Origin of the sequence: Campylobacter concisus (assembly GCF_003048905.1) — a bacterium.
GTDB classification, from domain to species: Bacteria; Campylobacterota; Campylobacteria; order Campylobacterales; family Campylobacteraceae; genus Campylobacter_A; species Campylobacter_A concisus_V.
In genome coordinates this window covers 908405-929662 of the sequence record NZ_PIRO01000001.1, presented here as the reverse complement: position 1 = coordinate 929662, position 21258 = coordinate 908405, and the positions used below count along the sequence as shown (strand labels likewise).

The 21258-nt window shown below is 39.6% G+C and carries 12 protein-coding genes; 6 read left to right on the top strand and 6 right to left on the bottom strand.

Features of this window, described 5'->3' with window-relative positions; translation table 11 throughout:
• Positions 1-98 precede the first annotated feature (98 nt).
• The 4 genes from CVS95_RS04745 to CVS95_RS04730 all read left to right on the top strand — a co-directional run bounded on the left by CVS95_RS04745 (position 99) and on the right by CVS95_RS04730 (position 8181).
• Positions 99-590, top strand: a complete 492-nt coding sequence (locus CVS95_RS04745) for a hypothetical protein (protein ID WP_107695753.1) — start codon at positions 99-101, stop codon at positions 588-590.
• Entirely contained in the window at positions 587-1132 is a 546-nt protein-coding gene (locus tag CVS95_RS04740) for a hypothetical protein (protein WP_234400008.1), read from the top strand. The genes CVS95_RS04745 and CVS95_RS04740 overlap by 4 nt, the downstream gene beginning before the upstream one ends.
• Positions 1132-3990, top strand: a complete 2859-nt coding sequence (locus tag CVS95_RS04735) for a type VI secretion system Vgr family protein (RefSeq protein ID WP_199906332.1) — start codon at positions 1132-1134, stop codon at positions 3988-3990. The genes CVS95_RS04740 and CVS95_RS04735 overlap by 1 nt, the downstream gene beginning before the upstream one ends.
• Positions 3991-4224: 234 nt before the next feature.
• Positions 4225-8181 carry a beta strand repeat-containing protein gene (locus CVS95_RS04730; RefSeq protein ID WP_107695752.1) on the top strand — a complete coding sequence of 1319 codons (3957 nt, stop codon included), beginning with the start codon at positions 4225-4227 and terminating at the stop codon, positions 8179-8181.
• A gap of 200 nt (positions 8182-8381) precedes the next feature.
• On the opposite strand, the gene CVS95_RS04725 is transcribed toward CVS95_RS04730, so the two are convergent.
• From CVS95_RS04725 to CVS95_RS04710, 4 genes are all read right to left on the bottom strand, one after another.
• Positions 8382-9158, bottom strand: coding sequence for an ABC transporter ATP-binding protein (locus CVS95_RS04725; RefSeq protein WP_107695751.1), 777 nt, complete (start codon positions 9156-9158; stop codon positions 8382-8384).
• Entirely contained in the window at positions 9149-10111 is a 963-nt protein-coding gene (locus CVS95_RS04720; RefSeq protein ID WP_107695750.1) for a FecCD family ABC transporter permease, read from the bottom strand. The genes CVS95_RS04725 and CVS95_RS04720 overlap by 10 nt, the downstream gene beginning before the upstream one ends.
• Positions 10111-11145 (bottom strand): ABC transporter substrate-binding protein, encoded by a 1035-nt coding sequence (locus CVS95_RS04715; protein ID WP_107695749.1) that lies wholly within the window; start codon positions 11143-11145, stop codon positions 10111-10113. Before CVS95_RS04715 ends, CVS95_RS04720 begins: the two co-directional genes overlap by 1 nt.
• Before the next feature lie 74 nt (positions 11146-11219).
• Positions 11220-13301 carry a TonB-dependent receptor gene (locus tag CVS95_RS04710; protein WP_107695748.1) on the bottom strand — a complete coding sequence of 694 codons (2082 nt, stop codon included), beginning with the start codon at positions 13299-13301 and terminating at the stop codon, positions 11220-11222.
• 270 nt (positions 13302-13571) lie between these two features.
• Between CVS95_RS04710 and CVS95_RS04705 the strand changes: the two genes are divergently transcribed.
• Positions 13572-17669, top strand: coding sequence for a beta strand repeat-containing protein (locus CVS95_RS04705; protein ID WP_107695747.1), 4098 nt, complete (start codon positions 13572-13574; stop codon positions 17667-17669).
• Positions 17670-17909: 240 nt separating this feature from the next.
• Here CVS95_RS04705 and CVS95_RS04700 read toward each other — a convergent pair whose 3' ends face one another.
• Together CVS95_RS04700 and CVS95_RS04695 are read right to left on the bottom strand one after the other, a co-directional pair.
• Entirely contained in the window at positions 17910-18203 is a 294-nt protein-coding gene (locus CVS95_RS04700; protein ID WP_199906331.1) for a hypothetical protein, read from the bottom strand.
• A gap of 146 nt (positions 18204-18349) precedes the next feature.
• The gene (locus CVS95_RS04695; protein ID WP_107695746.1) at positions 18350-20185 is read right to left on the bottom strand and encodes an aryl-sulfate sulfotransferase; all 1836 of its coding nucleotides are present in this window, start codon (positions 20183-20185) and stop codon (positions 18350-18352) included.
• Between the two features lie 276 nt (positions 20186-20461).
• Between CVS95_RS04695 and CVS95_RS04690 the strand changes: the two genes are divergently transcribed.
• Positions 20462-21208, top strand: a complete 747-nt coding sequence (locus CVS95_RS04690; RefSeq protein ID WP_107695745.1) for a carboxymuconolactone decarboxylase family protein — start codon at positions 20462-20464, stop codon at positions 21206-21208.
• Positions 21209-21258: the final 50 nt, after the last annotated feature.

Here is a 21258-nt window from a genome sequence, read left to right as displayed (position 1 = left end):
TTAAATTAACATGATATGTGAAATGCGATATGAAACACCTAGTTATAATCATATTTCTCATAACATCTTTATATTCACGCGAAGTAAATTGTACGGATATGTTCGCTGCTATATTTGATAAAAATGTAAGTGATGAAAATACCACTAAAATCATAGATTACTATATAGACAAGTTTAATTGTGATGCGAATATAACTTTAAAAAGTAATGAACTTAGATATGAGCCAAATTTATTAGAAATCGCATTTTTAATGAAAAAATTTAAGACTTTTGATAACCTTTTAGATAAAGGCACAAAGCCAAATGGTAGATTAGCTTTTTCTATGGGATCAGAATTTTTATTCTTTTTTCAAAATAATGGAGTTGGATTTGAGAATAAAACACCTAGCAAGGAGCTACTAGAATTTATAAAAACTCAAAAGTATAAAGAATTTAAAGAAGAGAAATTTAAATTAATTAAAAAGCAACTACAATACGGACAAGACCCTAAGGACTACAAATATTTAAAATACATTTTGAAACTCATAAATGATGAAAAAGATCTAGATAATTTATTAAAGAATAGAACCCAAAAGGAATTAGCGCAATGAAGCAATTGGCAATAATCATATTTCTCATAACATCTTTATATTCGCACGAAGCAAATTGTACGGATATGTTTGGGCTCATTTTTAATAAAAATTTAAGTGACACTGAAACGGCTAAGTATATAAAATACTACATAGATGATTTCGGATGCGATGCTAATGCTAGTATAAATTTACCGAATTTCACAATGAAGGCCAGTTTATTAGAATTTGCATATAGCGCGAATAAGCCTAAAAGTATTGACGAGATTTTAGAAAAAGGTGCAGTACCTAATGTATGGTTGGCTGGTTCAATAGGATTAGACTTTTTGCTTTTTTTCGAAGAAAATGGTGTTAAGCTAGAAGGACAGTCTCCAAGTCCTGAACTATTAGAATTTATTAAAACTCAAAAATATAAAGAATTTAAAGAAGAGAAATTTAAGCTAATTAAAAAACTCTTAGAACATGGACAAGACCCAAGAGGCTATATTCTTTTACAGAAAGTACTAACGCTTATAAATGATGAAAAAGACTTATTGAAATTGTTAAAAAAAGAGAATAAATAATGGATTTATTTAATATAAGCAAGAAGAAACTAGATATAAAAGATAAAATTTCTGAGCCGATAGAAATAGGCGATGAAACTACGGCAAAAAAGGCTAAAAAAGCCATGGATGATTTTAATAGTTTTTATCCTAAACCTCCAATAGTAGGGAAGATTTTTGATACAGTAACAGAAGTAGCCAAAACTGGGGTTGATACTGATGAAGAAAGAAAATTTAGAATTTACAAGGAAATTAAAGATAAAGGAATATTAGAGGAAACAAAATCGGTATACAAAATTACCGATGCTGATATTAGAGAATTTGAAAAAAGATTGAAAGAAGAAGAAAACGAAAAAAGATTGAAAGAGCAACAAATGGACAAAAATTTAACATCACCAACATCATCACTGACTAAGCCTGTCATGCTAGCATCCGGTAACTCAGTGGCAACAGACGGCTTTGTGGACTACGGCGTATCTAACGATACTTTCTCGACTCTTCAGATAGCAAACGATTCAAACGATAAATTTATCGTTACACGTGCAGATATTTATGAAAATTTAGAAAGTATATTTAGCATAGAGTGCTTTGCTTATATAAATTTGGTAAAAAACCCGCTTTATGAAAATTTAGACACCATCTACAATAACGATAAAAGCTACTCAAGCATATATAAATATCTTGATAAAAGTATAAAGCTAAGCATAAAAAGGCCTTCTTCAACAAATAAAAACATCATCCCAGATGGTAGCTCAAACGATATGCACTTTAGTGGAATAGTAAGCGATGTAGAGTATCTTGGTGTAGATGATGAGACTAGTACAAATATAGATAAAAAATACTTCTTTAAATTTAAGCTAACTTCGCCACTATATAGACTAAGCATAAATAGAGCAAATAGAATTTATACAGACCAGAGCATTTTAGAAGTAGTAAAAGATATTTTGGCTTTTAATAAACAAAGACTAACCAAAGAGCTAGACTTCTCAAATATCAAAAATAACTACAACAAGAGAGAATTTATAGCCCAGTACAATGAGAGCGACCTGGCTTTCATAACAAGGCTTTGTCATGATAGTGGTATATATTTTTATGAAGACAATGAAAAAATTTATTTTCATGATACATTTATACTAGCTTATAGCAATCAAAATGAAAATTTTACTTCAAGTGACATAAGTAACGGCAAGGAAGCTAGAAAAGTAAGCTTTAATGTAAATTTGAATAATAATCTAGCAACCGAACACATAAATAAAATAACAAAGAGTGAGACACTAAAGGCAAATAGCTTTACACACTCTTTTCAAAATACAGCCTATCCAAATGTGCTAGAGAGTAAAAATGAAAAGATATTTGACGAGCAGGTAAATATCTATGACAAGCATATAAATTTAGATGAGTATTCATTTAGTGACACTAGCTTGCTTGAAGTTAGCACCTACCTTAAGAAACTAAGAAGCGATATGCTTTTAAAAGAATTTACCGCTAGCTCAAATGTATTTGCACTAAATTTAAATGACAATATCTCGGTAGCTATTGATGCTAGCAAGGGTGAATATGAGTTTAAAATAATAGCCTTAAAGCATACTTATATTGATGAGAGCGTTTTAGAAAATACCTTAAATTTAGGCGATAATGTCCCATTTAAAGATAAAAAATTTATAAGCTCATATACAAATGAGATAAGTATCATTCCAAGTAGTGTGAAATTTGTCCCAAGCTACAAACAAAAGCCAAAAGCACCAGACATCACGCTAGGTCTTGTAGTCGGTCAAGATGGACTAAACAGCCAAAATAACACAATCCATACTGATAGCTATGGTAGGGTAAAGGTGAGGTTAAATGCTTTTAGTACGCAAGAGATAATCGATAAAGACGATGCCATCAACGCAAGCTATCACAAGAGTGCTTATCTAAGGGTGATAACGCCTATTGCTAGCAATAGCTCAGGATTTTTTGCCATACCAAGGATCGGCGATGAGGTTATCATCTCGTTTTTACAAAATGACATAGATAACCCAGTAGTAAGCGGTAGCCTATATAATGCTTCAAATACGCCACTTGTAAATGTAGATAGTAACTATCACCAAACATCTCTTAGCTCAAAAACAATTGGTGCAAATGAGACCGGTATAAACGAGATCACTTTATCAAATTTAAAAAATAAAGAGCAAATTTATGTAAAAGCAGAAAAGGACTATGACGAGCTTGTAAATAACGACTTTTCTCAAATAATACTAAATGACAAAAGCTCACAAGTGCATGGAAGTTATACTGAACGAGTAAAAAAAGCCCACATTCAGACGATAGATCTAGCAAAAAATGTAAATGTCGGAGGCGAGTATCTAACAACAGTTGGACTTTCAAAAGATACAGTAGTTGGTGTCTCAAATACGCTAAATGTAGCTGTTGATAATAACACAAGAGTAGGTCAAGATAGTCATGAATTTGTAGGACATGATAAATTTGTAGAAGTAAAATCAAATCTTAATACGACCATACATAACGATGAGATGAAAGAGGTAAAAGGCACAAAAGAGCAGAACATAGATGGTGGCTATAAACTAAATTCACAAAAAGGTATAAATGAATTTAGTAATGAGCATATCGTGCTTCAGGCAAATAGCTACATTGATATAAATGCTAAGTCAAATTTTACAACAAAAACAGCTGCCCAGCACACGGAGATTGCTGATTCAAAATTTAGCAACATAGAGACGACTTATGAGGTAAATGCCAAAGATAAGATAATCCATCAAGTAGGTAGCACAAAAGTAACGATAGAAGGATCAAGCGTCGTGATAGAAGTAGCTGGCGTAAAGGCGATATTTGATAGTAGAGGGCTAAGAGTTATCGGTGGAGATATAAAGGCTTTATAAGATCATATTTAAAGACTTACTTTGTATTTTAGTAGGTCTTTAAATTTTTAAATAAAATCATCTCTGCTAAAACTAAAACTAAGAATTTTAAAGGCAAAGGCTAAATTTAGAGCTAATATAAAAGCTAGCCACACAAATTTTTCAACATTGTACCCCAGTACAATAGACAAGCCCTTCTAAAATTTATATAATTCATTCAAAATTTCAAATACTATAAACAATAAGGAGAACATGATGGCTAAAGAAGCCGGAGTAGTTAAAAGTATAAACGGAGGAATAGCAAGAGCACTTAATGACTTAACAGGAGAGGTAAGACAATTAAGTGTAGGAGATATTGTATACCAAGGTGAAAAGATAGTTACAGAGGGTTCTAACTCTAAAGTAACAATAACTCAAACTGATGGTAAAGATATAACTTTAATAGGTAAAGATACTCTAACTCTAGATCAAGACTCTAACAATAACGAAACAGTAGCTGATATCTCAGCTTTACAACAAGCCATCTTAAAAGGAACAGATCTTAATGCTCTAGAAGAAACTGCTGCAGGTGGTCCACAAGCAGGTGGTAATGGTGGAGATGGCGTAAGTTTATCTTCTACTAGCTTTGCAGAAGGAGGCCACATTAGTAACATCAATGCTAATGTAGGAAGCATAGATGCTTTAGCTCTAGCAGCAGGTGGAGATAATAGCTTTGGTGTAAGTGGTGGAAGTGCTGTTGGAGCTGGAGCTGAAGCAACAGGACCTGCTTTACCAGCAGGAAGTATAAAAATTCCATTGTCGGCGTATAAAGGAGAAAGTGTATCTTCTGCACTATTAGACTCGTTTGCCTCTTCTATACCTAACGGATATCACGTATATAGACATACCGACGGTAGAGATTATCTAACTCCTAACGATCCTACCGCTCCTAGCGCATTTGATTATAAAGACGGTTGGTATGTAAGTAACGATGGCAAGCTAGCTATAGGACAAGATAATGCTAAAGATTTAGCTGTGACTAGCACGGCAAAAGCTTCAAACTATCCGGATGATGGATCAGTAGCTAAGATAGTAGATCCTAGCCAAAATTTAAAAGTATTTGGCTCAGACACTCCTAACAACATAACAGTAGACAATACAAAAATAACATCTGTACGTGCGGGAGTTGGAGAAGATAATATTGATGTTAAGAATGGGGCTAAATTGTTGGAAATTTTTGGTGGCTCTGGAAGTGATGATATAACTGTAGAAAGCGGCTCTTTTGTAAATAAGTTATATGGTGATAATAAAACTCAAAACGATATACACGAGAAGCGTGTTCACCCGGATTTGGATATAGAAGATAAAGGTGCTGCAGCCGATACCATAAAAGTAACTGGAAATGGAACTAAAGTTAATTTTATAGGTGCTGGTGATGGAGATGATAATATAACTGTAGACAAAGGTGCTCAAGTAAAGCTTGTTTTAGCGGACGAAGGAAACGATAATGTAACCGTAAGTGATAGTGGAACTTACGTCAGTGCGATAAACGGTAGAGGTGGCGATGATACGATATTGGTAGAAAAAGGTGCAAAAGTCGATGGTATAGTTGGAAGATGGGGTAATGATAATATAACTATAACCGGAGCTGGCACTGTTGTAACAGAAAATGTAGAAGGCAACGAAGACGGTGATACGATTAAAATTTTAGACGGTGCAAGAGTAAAAGGATACGTTAGCGGCGGACGCGGCGAAAACCCTAGCATATACGGCGGAGCTTCAGATTCCGATAAGGATAACGTTACTGTCGAAAACTCTACTGTTGAGGGAGTCGTAGAAGGCGGCGTATGGGGCGGTAATGACGGAATAAAAATTAAAAATTCTTATATAGGCGGAATATCCGGCGGAAACGGCGAAAATAAGATAGATATTTCAAATGTTACTAATTTAGATTCAAAGACTATTTTGGGCAATAAATTTAAAGATACCGTAAATATCGACGGAACCCTAAAAAATTCTACCATTATAACGGTCGATGGCGAGGATACAGTTAATATTAATGCCGGTGCGACAATAAATAATATTAATATAAATACTGGAGCCGACAAAGACACCGTAAATATCAATGCCAATATTACTGCTGATGTTGGCAAGCAATCAAATATTATGACCGAGGGCGGCATAGATAAAGTAAATATCGCTAGCGGCGTAACGCTTACCGGCACCGTTATTGATACCGGTGCCGGCGAAGAAACCATAAAGATTAACGACGGCAAAACGGCTAACGGCGATCGTATAGTATTTGATAGCTCCTCTTTAAAAACCGGAGCAGACAACGATATAGTAGAGGTTACCAATACTACGTTTATGAATAGCAACAATAGAGGTTTATCTGAGTTAAGAACAGAAGATGGAGACGATAAAATCACTATAAAAGAGGGAACTATATTCCAAGATAATTCAGTCATTACAGCTGGACGAGGCAACGATAAAGTATATCTGGAAAGCGGCGTTCAATTTAATAAAGCTGCCGTTTGGGCTGATGACGGAGATGACGAGATACATGTTAACGGAGCAGAATTTAACGGTCCTAGAGGTATAGGCGGCGTATCCGGCGGAGCTGGAAACGATAAAATTTTCATTAATGACGGAACTAAATTTACCGGCGGCTCTATACTAGGCGACGGTGGAGCTACGCTTGATCCTATAAATGGACCGGGAAATGACCAGATAACTATTTCAGGTACAAATACCGTTCTAGATAACGTAAATATAGATACCGGTGATGCTAATGCAGTTGGCGGAGCTAAAGATACCGTAAAAATCGAGGATGCACAACTTAAGTACACTAATATTAGATCTGGTAATGGTAATGACGAGATAACCATAACTGGAAACGCAAATTTAACCGGCGGATATAACAGGAGCGGAAGCGGTGATGATACTATAACAGTAAGCGGCAATGCAATCTTAAATAACACGTATCTTCAAGGGGAACAAGGTAGTGATACTATAACTATAAGCGGCAACGTTAAGGCTAAAGGTGGTAATTTTAACACCGGAGCTGGAGCGGATGATAAGATAGAAATCAAAGATAATGCCGAGTTGGATGGCACTACATTGCAGTTTGAAGGCGGTAAATCAACAGATAAAGCTACTCTAAACGTAACCGGAAACGCCGTACTAAAAGATGTATCTATACAGGCATCTTCATCTCTAGGCGAGCAATATATGAATTTCCATCAAAGCGGCGAAGCTAAAGTAAAAAGCCTTATGGGTAGCCAAAATAAAGACGTTATAGATATAGCGGGCGACTTTACTTATACTAACGTCAATCATCTTCAAACTCACGGCGGAGACGATGAGATAAAGATGCACGGCGGAGCTACGGTAAAAGTTAGTGTAGATATGGGTGATGGTAAAGATACTTTAACAATAGATAATGCTACATTTAAAGATTCTCTTGTGAATATGGATGGCGGTAACGACGAAGTAAATATAAATGCCGGAGCAAATTTAACCGGCACAAGAATTTATACCGGCGACGGTAATGATACGGTGAATGTAAGAGGCGGTACGTTTAGCGAAGCAGAGATCGGACTAGACAAGGGTAAAAATGAAGTAAATATAGAGTCTGGCGCGGTATTTGGCGACCGAGATGCTGGTCTTAACGGCTTTGGCGAGCATAAAACTTATATAAGATCAGATCATAGGGCTAGTCAAAATTCAGAAGACACCATAAACGTTAAAGCCGGCGCTACAGTCAAAAACGCCGAAATACAAACTTACGGTGGAGAAGATACTTTAAATATAGACGGTACGGTTATAAATTCGAACATAAAGTTAGGCTCAGGCAATGACACCGTCTCTATCGGTAAAAACGCAAGCATAGACGGTAGCTCTACTATCGACGGCGGAGCCGGATTTGATACGTTAAAAGTCGCTGACGGCAGTATAGATTTTAGCAGAGTTAAAAATTTCGAAAAACTAGATTTAACCCAAGGCAATAACAATGTAAATCTATCAGCTAAAGACGTTTTAGATATGACTGATAGTAATAACAAGTTAAGAATAGATGGTAATGGTGACGATCACGTAACGCTACAAGGAGGTATAGGTACATGGAATAAATCTGCTATCCCTAATAGCGATGGTTATACAGTCTATACAAAAACAGAAGGAAGTCACACCGTAACCTTAGAAATTAAAGACGTAGTAGTACACGAGATTTAAAATTTAACTAATTACTTTAATCCCAAAGGAAATTCCTTTGGGATATTCTTTCTTGTCATTAAATTTTTATAATTGTTTGTCTTTTTAATCTATATAAAATAACCTTTTGTCTATTTTTGTATAAATTTATAAATGCTTAATAATAGTTTTATGGCTTATGGTCTGGTAAAAGCTATTATAAAGGCCTAAGCACTCTATAATTAATTGATGTTCCACCTAACCAGCAACCTTCTTTTATCTTCGACGTTTAAATTTATAAAATCGATACCGAAAAGTTTCGTTAAATTTTCGCCCTTTAAAATTTGATCGGTTGCGCCGAATTCATATCCTAAGGGGCCGTTTAAAAGCAAGGTTTTATCCGCCGCCGCAAGCGCGTGATCGGGGTGATGCGAGGTAAAGATCACGCAGGTTTTTCGCTCGCTATTTAGTTTTTTGATTAGGCTTAAAACGGCGTTTTGATGAAAAACGTCGAGGTATGACGTAGGCTCGTCCATGATTAGAATTTTGGGCCGTAGTACTAGAGAGCGAGCTATAAGTACCAGCTGCATCATGCCGCCGCTTAGCTCGTCTACGTTTAAATTTAAATACTCGCTAACGCCCGCAATTTGTGCAGCTTCCTCGGCCATCGCCCTATCCTCTGCGCTCGGCCTTGAAAACATACCAACGTTTGCGTTTACGCCCATTAAAATCAGATCTTTTACTTTAAAGCTAAAAGCGATATTTTCGCTTTGGGGCACGTATCCTACGAGCTTGGCGCGCTCTTTACCGCCAAGAGAGACATGATCGCGACCATCAATCAAAATTTGACCGCTTTTTGCTTTTAGAAGTCCCAAAACAATCTTTAAAAACGTAGATTTGCCTATACCGTTTGGACCCAAAATCGCAAGCGTTTCGCCGCTTTTTAGGCTAAGGCTCAAATTTTGCAAGATTTGCTTCGCCCCGTAAGAAAAGCTTAAATTTTCTACGTTTAAGACCATCTTTTGCCCTTTTTAACGATGATTACGCCGATCATCGGAGCTCCTATAAGCGCGGTTAGGATACTTAGCGGGATTTCAGCCGAGCTCACGCTTCTAGCCGCGACGTCGGTTAGCATCAAAAATATCCCGCCTAAAATCGCAGAAATCGGAACTAGCTGTGAGTTATCGGAGCCGTAAATCAGCCTCGTAACATGCGGCATCAAAAGCCCGACCCAGCCGATGATACCGGCGATGGCTACGCTTGCGGCCGTTATCAGCGTAGCAAGTACGATAAAGATAAAGCCTAAAAATTTGCTCTCGCCCAAAATGCTTGCGTGTTCGCCGCCTAGGGATAAAATGTTTAGCTTCCAACCCATTAGGCTCAAAAGCACAAGTCCGCTAACGCAAACGGGGGCAAGCGCTGCTACGTCGCTCCATGAGATGGCGCTTAGACTTCCCATCAGCCAATATACGATACTAGGCAGCTTTTCTTGAGTATCGGCAACGTATTTGATGACGGAGATCAGCGCCTCGAATATCGCGCCCGTGATGATACCCGCAAGCACCAGCATGAGCTTTGAGTTTTTGTTTGCCAAAACACCCAACGCGTAAGCTATCATGACGGCTAAAAAGCCAAAAACGAAAGCGCCTATTTGCGTGGCTACGGGGCTACCGAAGGCTAAAATGCAAACCACTGCGCCAAATCCAGCCCCACTGCCGACGCCTAAGATATTTGGGCTCACCAAAGGATTTGCAAACATTGCCTGAAATATCACGCCCGCTGCACTAAGGCTGGCGCCTATCAAAAATGCCGCTATCAGCCTAGGTAAGCGCAGGTCCAATATCAAAGCGTAAAGCGTCTCTTTGTCGTTTTGATAATAATCAATTAGCCCGTCAATAGAAATCCTACCCGCAAGCAACGAAAAAACAACCGCAAAGATTAGCAAAAGCGATAAAAACAGATATTTTTTCATTATCTAAAAAGCTCATAAAATTTGCTCTCTCCGTTTAGGTCGAAGCGTAAAATTTGAGCTATCTCATCGTCACTTAGATCGTAGTCGTAGAGGAGTTTGTAGCTCTTTTTCATCTCGTCTTTTAAATTTATATGCTCCGTTCCTGAAAATAGCACGCTAAACCACGCCCAGCCCAGGTGCGATTCACCCGTAGGCGGCTCCCACATATCGCCTCCCAGAGGCATTTTATAGACGGCTTTTTGCTTGACGGCTTTTACGTTTTTTAAAATTTTATCGTCAAAAAAGTCCCGCGGCGTAAGCTCGTCAAAGTTGCTAAGCAAGATAACGTCTGGATTTTGAGCGAGAATCTCTTCTTTATTTAAAATTTTAAATCCCCCGAAATTCGCCGCATTTGCTCCGCCGCTTAGCTTTATCTCGTAGTCGAAATACGTCCCGCCTCCTGCGGCCTCGTAGCTTTTATCTCGGCCGAATATAAAAAGAACCTTCGGTTTTTTACTAAGCCCTTCTACGAAATTTTCAATCTTAGCTCTTACCTCGGCTCTATTTTGCAAAATTTGCTCCGCTCTTTGCTCTTTTTCGTAAATTTTACCCAGCATCGTAAACCAAAAAAGCGGGTCTTCCTCCGTGCCGCTTAAATTTACCAAAGCTACGCTTAGGCCTACTTTTCGCAGCGGCTCGATGATCTTTTCGCCTCTCATGCCCCACTGCACGACAAGATCCGGAGAGAGCTTTAGCAGCTCCTCGATATTTGGAGTAAAATCCTCTCCGATACCGCCTGCGGGGATACTAGCTGCGCCTTTGATCATTTTTCCGAGCATTCCACGCCCAATATTTTTCTTAGCCATCGGATGGACGGAGGCTAGGCGAGATACGTTGTTTTCGACACTAAGGGAAAACGAAGCTAGCGGCACCGGAAACAGCGCTACACTCTTAACGGAGCGGTCGAAGTGGAGTTTATTGCCGTTTTGATCGGTAAATTCAAGCGCGCCCAGCGTCGCTGCTAGTAACAATAAAGCAGATATGATTTTTCTCAAATTTGATCCTTAAATTTGTAAATTTTAGGGTTTTTGAGCGGGCCGGTTTAAAACCCGCTCGGCAAATTTAAATTTTAAAAGCTAGCCTTAAAGCCTAGTTTGAAATTTCTGCCCGGATTTATGAGCGGGTTGCTAGCGCTTCTAGGCTGGCTGATTAGCTCGTAGCTTAGGCTCGGGGCGTATTCTTTGTCGAAGATATTTTCGACGCCGAAATTTAGGCTAAAATCTTTTAGGAAGCCTAGTTTGCCTAGGCTCTTGCCCAAGTATAGGTTATGCACGAAATATCCCGCTCGCTCGCGCTCTATGCTGTCGTCTATACGCGTCTTTCTCGCCGCCCAGTCGCCGCTATACTCTATGTAAGAGTTAGCCAAAAACTCCGGCGAATAAGAAACAGCCACGCGTCCGCTAAGCGGAGCGATCTCCGGAAGCGGTTTGCCGGTTTGTTTATTTTTGCCGCGCGTGTAGGCGAGGTTTGTTTTAAATTCCAAATTTGACAAAATTTTATAAGCTAGGTCAAATTCCGCTCCGCTTATCTTGGCTCTATTTACGTTCTGCGACTGATAGTAGGTTACGCCGCCGCTTTGCCAGTTTCGCTCGACGATCAGATCTTTATAATCTCCCGTGTAAAATATCAAATTTGATCTAAGCGCTTTATCCGTATAGCGAAGTCCGGCCTCGTAAGTGACGCCTTTTTCGATATTTAGATCAGGGTTTGGCAGATACGCCTCGCTGCCTGAAAACGTAAGTATCGGAGCAACCTCGCCGCTCATAGGAGCTCTAAACGAAGTCGAGAAATTTCCTACAAACTCAAACCCCTGGGCGATAGGGTAAATAAGCCCTAGTCCGTAGCTCGCTCTACCGTCTTTTCTATCGTTGGCGTTTTCGTATAGGGCTTTTACGGCGGGACTCATCGAGCTATCCATATCAAAGGACGTTTTTATGCGGTCGTAGCGTAAATTTGCACTTAAAATCGCGTCGTTGCTAAACGCATATTCGAGCAATCCAAATCCGGCGACGTCAAGCTGTTTGGTTCTTAGCCTGTTGCGCACACTTGGGCCTTTGTTTACGCTTTGATACACGCTGTCCCAGTCCTCGTAATAAAAATCTACGCCGTAGGTTTGGGTTAGGCTGTCGCCTATAAATTTGCCGATAAATTTACCGCCGTAAACTTTCGGGCCGTTTACGTAGTTATCGACCTGTCTAGGCGAAAACGAGCCGATGTAGGGCCTTATGTTTAGATGAGTATAAAGCTCTCTATAATACAAGCTAGAATCTAGCAAAAATTTGTCGTTTATGTTGCCTTCGTAGTTTAGCGCTACGTATTTTTCTCTAAGAGGCGCTTCTTTTATGTATTTTTGAAAGCCTTTTTTGTTCGCCGTTCCGGGAGCGCCGACCGCCGTACCGACTACGCCGCGCTCGGACTCCGTATATCTAGTTACGAGCTCAAGTCTGTGAAAATCGGCAAAGCTATATCCGCCTTTAAAATCAAGGCTTCGGTAGTTATACCTTGTGTTTGGTATTTTACCCGCCGGAGTGTCATAGTCCTTGCCGTGCTTGTAGTTTAAGCCGAGCAATGCGTCAAACCCGTGTCCGACTACGCCGAGTTGTAAGCGGTTTTGCACGCCTTTGTTCGCGCTTTGATACTGGGTGCTTAGATACGTATCCGATAGCGCCCAGTCGCCGTGCACGTCCCCGCTAGCTCTTTTGGTGACTAAATTTACTATGCCGCCAAAGGCATCCGTGCCGTAAAGCGTGCTAGCAGGACCTCTTATTATCTCTATCCTTTCGATTTGATCGGGCGTAAAGATCGAATACTCAAACACAGGCCTACCTCTAAATCTAAGCCCGTCTACAAACATCGGCACGCGGTAATCAGACGAACTAAAACCTCGCACGTTTACGGTGCCCGAGTCCATACCTTCGTTTACGATTGAAACTCCAGGCGCCTCGCTGATTAGCTCCGGTACGCTTTTGCCGAGCTTTCTTTCTATCGTCTCTTTATCTACTACCGAGACACTTTTGCTTATCTCGTCTACACTTTGAGATGATCTTTGCGCCGTGACGGTTACGCCTTCTAATGATTTTAATTCTACTTCATTCTGCGCGGCAGCTAAAACGCCCGCAAGCGCTAAACTAAGCGCGATTTGCTTTTGCATTTAAACTCCTTTAAAAATATTTAAGTAATTATATAGAAATATATAATGATTTTCAATATGCATAAAAGTGATATTATATTTTAAAAAGCTATAATTGATATATTTATACTATATATTAAGACACTAAGATATACCATGTTGACTGGCATGATATTTATGATATGTGCTAAATAGTACCCCCTATTGTACCCCAGTACAATAGACAAGCCCTTCTAAAATTTATATAATTCATTCAAAATTTCAAATACTATAAACAATAAGGAGAACATGATGGCTAAAGAAGCCGGAGTAGTTAAAAGTATAAACGGAGGAATAGCAAGAGCACTTAATGACTTAACAGGAGAGGTAAGACAATTAAGTGTAGGAGATATTGTATACCAAGGTGAAAAGATAGTTACAGAGGGTTCTAACTCTAAAGTAACAATAACTCAAACTGATGGTAAAGATATAACTTTAATAGGTAAAGATACTCTAACTCTAGATCAAGACTCTAACAATAACGAAACAGTAGCTGATATCTCAGCTTTACAACAAGCCATCTTAAAAGGAACAGATCTTAATGCTCTAGAAGAAACTGCTGCAGGTGGTCCACAAGCAGGTGGTAATGGTGGAGATGGCGTAAGTTTATCTTCTACTAGCTTTGCAGAAGGAGGCCACATTAGTAACATCAATGCTAATGTAGGAAGCATAGATGCTTTAGCTCTAGCAGCAGGTGGAGATAATAGCTTTGGTGTAAGTGGTGGAAGTGCTGTTGGAGCTGGAGCTGAAGCAACTACGCCCAAAGTTGGTATAAATATAAGCTCTGCTGGCTCTAACGAAGGTGGAGTTATGACTTACGACCTATCTTTACCTACTGCATTAACGGCTAGACCTACTACGTTAAATTTAAATTTTAGCGGCGGAGTAGCCGGAGTAGATTATGATGCAAACTCTGTAGAGTATTCTACCGACGGCGGCAATACTTGGACGCGCGGTACTACCGTAAATCTTACCGACGCAAATCAAATCAATAACGTCAAAGTAAGAGTAACTACTATAGATAACTACGGACACGAGGGTGTAGATATAGCTACTAATCCTACGGCCCAAAGCGCCAATCAAAACCAAGGCGAACAAGACGGAAGCAAGTATTCTAATCTAAACGGAGTAGAGTACGGCGTATATAAAAGAAATTTAACCCTAAACGTAACTACCGATAACGACGAGATTATTAACTCTCAAGCTAACGGCAAAATTACCGATAACGACGATTATGTAAATATTAACGAGGGGCTAAGCGAAGCGGTATTTACGGGCGACGGCGACGACACCGTAAATATGAGCGGAGCGTTTAGCGATGTAAATTCGTATGTTAGCACAGAAGACGGCGATGACGTTATCAACGTAAAATCAGGCTCCGTGTTGAATTACGGAAACGCCCAAATAGATGCCGGCGACGGTAACGACACGATCAATCTTAATCAAGGCTCATTCGTAGGGATTAGCGGTAGCTCCGGCACTAGAATATACGGCGGAGACGGCGACGATACCTTTAACATGGATGGAGAGATCAAGGGCGGACTTGTTTACGGCGACGACGGCGATGATACGTTTAACGTAGGTTCGACAGGAGTTCTTAAGGACGGCGCGACTATTTACGCTAATGAAGGCAACGATACTATAAATTTCGGCGGAAGGGCTGAAAACGGAACTCAAATCCAAGGTAACGAAGGATACGATACTATAAACATCAAATCCGGTGCGGTAATAGATAATTCATCGGTATACGGCGACGACGTCAATGAGAATTCTTTTGACGCAGGTAACGAAATAAATATCGACGGAACGGTTAGAAATAACTCTAACGTATACGGCGGCGCGGGAGTAGATACCGTAAACATAAACGGAACGGTAGAGAACTCGTCGACGATAAATACTCGCAGCGGTGACGACAAGGTAAACATAAATGCTGGAGCGGAAATAAAAAATAGCAATATAAATACCGGCGAGGGAGGCGACGTAGTCAATATCAAGGGCAAGCTAGGCGATAATACGATGATAGATACCGAAGACGGCGATGATACCGTAAATTTTGCCGGAGAAGCGAGCGGATATGCCGCAATAAATACCGGACTCGGAAAAGATACGTTTAATATCGAAAGCGGAGCAACTTTTAACAAATTTCTTGGCGTAGATACCGGTGAGGATGATGATACGGTTAATATTAAAAATGGCGCAAATTTATCTTGGGGAAGTATAAAAACTGGAGCCGGAAACGATACTGTAAATATAGATGGCAATATGATCGGTAATCCAAATCATTTTAATGAGATAAGTACTGGAAGCGGCGATGATAAGATAAATATAAACGGGCACGTATCCGGAGAATCAAGAATAAAAGCCGGCGAGGGTAACAATACCGTATACGTTAGAGGAACCGTCGACGGCAAAGCTAGAATAGAAGCGGGTGATGTCGATAATGACGATAAACACAGCGAACTTCATATAGAAAGCGGAGCTACGCTAAGCGGAGGCAGTAGCGTAGGTATGGGCGGCGGCAACGATACTATTTATATTAAGGAAGGCTCAAACGTAACTAGTGCCACTATATCTGCCGGAAACGGAAATGATACCGCATATATAAATGAAAATCTGGATACGGTTAATATAAAGATGGGTAATGGCGAAGATACGATAAATTTCAAAAAAGGGATAACTATAAAAAGCGGCGTAATAGATTTCGGAGAGGGTAACGATAAAATCGATATCGACGGTATTACCTTTACTAATGGCGCGGAACTACGCGCCGGCGTATCTGATCAACCTGCTTGGTATAGCGACGATGACGACGATATTATAAACATTACAAATTCTAAATTTGAACAAAATAGTAAAATAGACGCCAAAATCGGAGACGACAGGATAAATATCGGTACCGGAGCGATAATAGACAACTCAAAAGTTATAGCCGGATACGGTAGCGATACTATAAATATTAATGCGGGTTCTAAGGTAATAAACGGTAGTAAGATTTATTCCGGACTAGATAATAAAGACGGCGGCACAAACGACTTAGATACCATAAATATTAACGGCGGCGAGATTACGGACTCTGAAATTCATACATCTCATAGCAAAACGACGACGAATATAAATGACGGAATTCTTACGAATGCGAAAATTTTAGGCGCTTACGGAGAAGACAAGATAAACATAAACGGGGGTGTAATTAAAAATTCGGAAATAACCGGCGGCGACGGAGACGATAAGATAAATATAAACGGCGGAAATTTTACCGAAACTAAGATAAGTACTGGAAACGGGAAGTATATGGGCAATGGGGATGTCGTAAATATCGCCGGAGGTACGTTTAGTAAAACTACCGTAGAATTACAAGGAACAAAAAATACCGTAAATATAAATTCCGGAGCGGTATTTGGCGATCAATCGGACGCTATAGTCAATAGGCAATATCAAACCAAGATAGTAAACTACGGTAACGACGAAGATCACGTAAACGTAAATGCCGGAGCTATCGTTAAAAACGCGACATTTGATCTTAACGGAGGTAGCGATACTATAACCGTAGCATCGGGCGCTACTGTAGAACATTCTCAGCTTATAACCGGAGACGATGTCGATACGCTAAACATAAACGGTACTGTTAGCGGAGATACGCATGTGGATTTAGGATACGGTGCGGATGTCTTAAATATAGGAAACGGCGCCATCGTATCGGATTCTGATATCCATATGGACGACGGTAGTCAAGGATACAACGATACTGTAAATATCGCAAACAACGTTACCCTTAAAGACTGGGCGGATATCAAAGGTGGCGGTGGAGTCGATACTATTACCGCGGGCGACAACCTAAAGCTTATTAATGGCGCGGGTATACACGGCGACTGGGGAAATAACGGAAGCACTGGAACTGGTAGCAACGATGACGGTGATATAATTACAATAGGTAAAAATTTAAATATGAGCGGCGGTTCTATGATAAGTGGCGGCGGCGGAGACGATATTATCTCTATCGGTAAAAATGCAAGTATTCAAGATACTTCGACTATCGATGGTGGAGCTGGATATGATACATTAAAGATTGCTGATGATAGCGTAAACCTTACTAAAGTGACAAACATAGAGAAACTGGATTTAACCCAAGGCAATCACAATATAACTCTATCAGCTAAAGATGTTCTAGATATGACTGATAGCAACAACAGACTAAGAATAGATGGCGATAGTGGCGATAATCTTGGTCTTGCAAGTAAGGGTTGGGTTGAAGATACTAGTGCTAACATTACTGGTTATAAAGTCTATACTAACACAGAGGGTGTACATACTGTAACTCTAGAAGTTCAAGACCAAGTACACGTATTTTAATATTTAGCTAACTAATCCCAAAGGAATTTTCCTTTGGGATATTTTTTATCTCACTAAAATTTATAATTGCTCTAGATTTAAAACCAAAATAAGATCAAGAAATAAATCTATCAAGCCAAAAGAGCTGCTAAGATAGTGCTGTTAGAGACAAGTTTTATAAAAATTCGGAGATAAATAAAAGCCAAGTGATTTAAAATTTAGCGAGCAAGAGCTTTTTAACCCACACTCACTATAAAATTTCTATTTTCCCTCTGAGTCTAGGCCATTTAGGATATAGTTAACTTCATTGTCATTTAGATCGTAGTGCAGAAATTCTTTATAAAATTTCTTTGTTTCAGTAGCTACGTCGATATCTTTAAAAAGCTCAGGATGTAAAGTTTTAGCCGCCCATAAAATTTGCAAAGCTCCCTCGGCTCCGTATCTATCCCAGCTAAAAACGCCTGCTGGATTTACGAAAACTTTTTTGTTTTTGATAGCATTTGTGACAGCATAGGCGTTGTTTTCATATATCTTTTCTGCGTTTAGTTCAAGCATATTTCCGGTTATAAAGTATACTCTTTTATATTTAAGTGGTTAAATTTATTGTTTTGATTGTTTTAGAATGAATGAAAAACGATGTTGGTAAATTTGTAGCAAGTGCTCCCCCTCTTGCACTGGGCAAAAAAGGGAGAAAAGAGAGATTATTTCTCAAAAGCTTTTTGCAAGCTAAATGGAAATGCCTGATAACCCATCGCATTTGTCATTTTTATCTCGATGCCAGGCTCTTTTGCGCCCCACTCAAACTCATCGATGTGTGGGCTAGGAAGTCCTACTGGGCGACCTTTTGCAATGTCAAACTGCATGCCAGCAACAGCTGAATAGACCATCACGCTATCAAGGTCATCTTGATACTGCGTAAGGCTAGTAACCGAACTATACCACTCTTTGCCACGCTCTTTGCCGTACTCCCAAATTTGCTCAACGGTCTTTTTCTTTTCATCTATCTTATAAACGACTGCGCGAGAGTACTTCATGCCAGCGATGGCTGGTTGCTCCATGCCCCTTGTGTCGCCGTTGTCAAAGACGCTTAGATAAATTTCGCCTTTTTTAGACTTGCTATCTATCCTAAATGCTGTGTGTTGCGTCCATTGCCAGTCAAAGCCACCTTTGTCGCTCTCGTATCCTGGACATTTTGAGTACTCATCTTCGCAGATGATCTTGTTGCCTTTGCTATCAACTGGCTGAAGGAGTTTATCTTTAAATTTATCGCTCCAGTCCTTGTGAGCGCCCATGATCCATTTTACTTGTTTATCACGGCCGATCTTGATGACCGCATCTTGGTGGCGGCTTGAGATGATGATGCTATCGTCGCTTGGGTCATAATCCACGCTATTTACGTGCGCCCAGTTGCGTCCCGGACCAGCGCCAACTATGTCGCCCCATTTATCATGCGTATCCATAGACTGAAGCTCATCAGAGCTTGCAGTGTGACCTGCTTTTTTAGCGTCTATGTTTAAGCAAACCGCACCTTGATCAAGCGTTTTTAGCACGATATCGCGGTAAGGATCGAGAATTTCATATAGTCTAAAGTCATCAACTACGTTGCCATCTCTGTCAAGCTCAACGATCACGTCGCGCACTGTTCTTACGTTTTTGCCATCAGCTCTTTTATAATCAGCATTTGCTACGCGCAAGAAGTAGTGTCCATTTTGCGCTACGTCCATTGAGTGTGAGAAGTCGTTGTAGCTAGCTGGTAGCTCGCGGTTAAAAATTTCTCTACCCATGATGTCGTATTTTGCGTATCTTTGGCCGTATCCCCAAGTCATAGCGCCGTCGTCATTTTGCTTAAAGCCCATCATTACGCCAGCGTGAAATGGCTGTTTTAGATCATAAATTTTGCTTGGCTCAAGATACCATCTAACCTCGCCTTTTGTATCAAGGATGAAGTTATTTGGGCTGTAGTTCCACTCGATCGCACCGCCAGCTGGGTTGTTCCAAACGACTTTTGTGCCCTTGCCTGTTTTATTTACGAAGTTATTTACGTAGTAGAGGCGGTTAGCAAATTTAGCACTCGCAGGCTTAGTAACCTCGATCTTGTCAAATAGCGCGCCCTTTTGATTTGGCGTGCCAGCGCTCTCTAGATAGATAGCTGGAGCGTAAATTTTATAGCTCTCTTTTATATGCTCAGTCTTGCCTTTGTAGCTCTTGTCGTACTCGACCTCAACAGTATTTTGGTAGTCAGGATACATTCCAAAAACTGGGATGCCGCCATGTGTGCGAAGATGCTTATTAGCCACTTTGTAGCTTATCACCTGACCGCCTTGTTTTGGCACGATGGTTACTTTGGCATTGCTTAGTGTGTAGCCGCCATTTTTGATGACTGCTGTAAGTGGGGCAGTGTCGTACGGATTTACCACTACTTCGCCGATTTGCCCAGTGATAGCATAGTCAAGCTTGGCTCCACTTGGACCACCTATGGCAAAGGCCGATGAACAAAGCACAGAGGCTAGTGCAAGACAACTCAAAGTATTTTTCATAACATCTCCTTTAAATAAATTTTATAAATTCTACCCATAGAACTTATAAAATTTAGTAAAGCCCTGGAACGCCCAAGGCTTAAATCAGGTAAAAGGAGTAATAAAAAATATTGCGTCCTTCGTAATTGTAATAAAACCTTATAACATAAAAATCACGATAAACTTTATAATGGCTTAAAACCTAAATTTATATTAAAAATTTTTGTCTTTTCGGATCTTAAGCTAGCATTTACGCTTTAGCACTTATAATCAGCCCCAAACAATGGAGCAAAACTTATGACACTAACTTACAATGCAAAGAAAATTTATGAAAATTGGTTTGACTCAAAAAGTGAGCTTGAAGAGAGCAATGCTAGCTTTTTAGAGGATTATTTAAATTTTTTAGGCGATATTAGTGAAGTGATAAATATTGATGAAAAAACAAGACTTTCGGTTATCATCGCCTCTCTTTGCGTGAGTAAAGGCGCAAAAAGCTCATTTAAAAGCTTCATTAGGGCTGCTTTAAATGTAGGCATATCAGCAAAAGAGATAAGAGAAATTTTATATCAAGCAGTGCCTTATGCTGGGCTTGGCAAGGTAGAAGATTGTATATTTTTAGCTGATGAAATTTTTAATGAGCGCTATATAGAGCCTGAAAATATGCCTAAAAAATCAAGAGAAGGCAGAGGTGAACGAGGCCTTGAGATACAAAGAAAACTCTTCCCAGCGGTTGATAAATTTATCGCATCAATGCCAAATGATCAAAAACATATAATGGAGTTTTTATCGCAAAACTGCTTTGGCGATTTTTATGCAAGAGATGGACTTAGCTTAGAGCTTAGAGAGCTTTTGACATTTGTCTATATCACGACTCTTGGCTTTGCAAAACCACAGCTTTTAGGGCACATTGCTGCAAATTTTGGCATCGGCAACGATAGAGCTAAGCTAATAAGCGTTGTTACGACACTTATACCATTTATAGGCTATCCAAGTGCTTTAAACGCATTATCAGCAATAAATGAGATAAGTTCTAGTAAAAATTAAATTTTTAATCAATGCGATATCTTATAAATTTCAGCCAAAATTTATTCTAG

Coding starts and splice junctions, on each gene's coding strand:
- CVS95_RS04705 (WP_107695747.1), top strand. CDS start 13,572: ATGGCTAAAGAAGCCGGAGTAGTTAAAAGTATAAACGGAGGAATAGCA.
- CVS95_RS04730 (WP_107695752.1), top strand. CDS start 4,225: ATGGCTAAAGAAGCCGGAGTAGTTAAAAGTATAAACGGAGGAATAGCA.
- CVS95_RS04735 (WP_199906332.1), top strand. CDS start 1,132: ATGGATTTATTTAATATAAGCAAGAAGAAACTAGATATAAAAGATAAA.
- CVS95_RS04740 (WP_234400008.1), top strand. CDS start 587: ATGAAGCAATTGGCAATAATCATATTTCTCATAACATCTTTATATTCG.
- CVS95_RS04695 (WP_107695746.1), bottom strand. CDS start 20,185: ATGAAAAATACTTTGAGTTGTCTTGCACTAGCCTCTGTGCTTTGTTCA.
- CVS95_RS04700 (WP_199906331.1), bottom strand. CDS start 18,203: ATGCTTGAACTAAACGCAGAAAAGATATATGAAAACAACGCCTATGCT.
- CVS95_RS04720 (WP_107695750.1), bottom strand. CDS start 10,111: ATGAAAAAATATCTGTTTTTATCGCTTTTGCTAATCTTTGCGGTTGTT.
- CVS95_RS04725 (WP_107695751.1), bottom strand. CDS start 9,158: ATGGTCTTAAACGTAGAAAATTTAAGCTTTTCTTACGGGGCGAAGCAA.
- CVS95_RS04710 (WP_107695748.1), bottom strand. CDS start 13,301: ATGCAAAAGCAAATCGCGCTTAGTTTAGCGCTTGCGGGCGTTTTAGCT.
- CVS95_RS04690 (WP_107695745.1), top strand. CDS start 20,462: ATGACACTAACTTACAATGCAAAGAAAATTTATGAAAATTGGTTTGAC.
- CVS95_RS04745 (WP_107695753.1), top strand. CDS start 99: ATGTTCGCTGCTATATTTGATAAAAATGTAAGTGATGAAAATACCACT.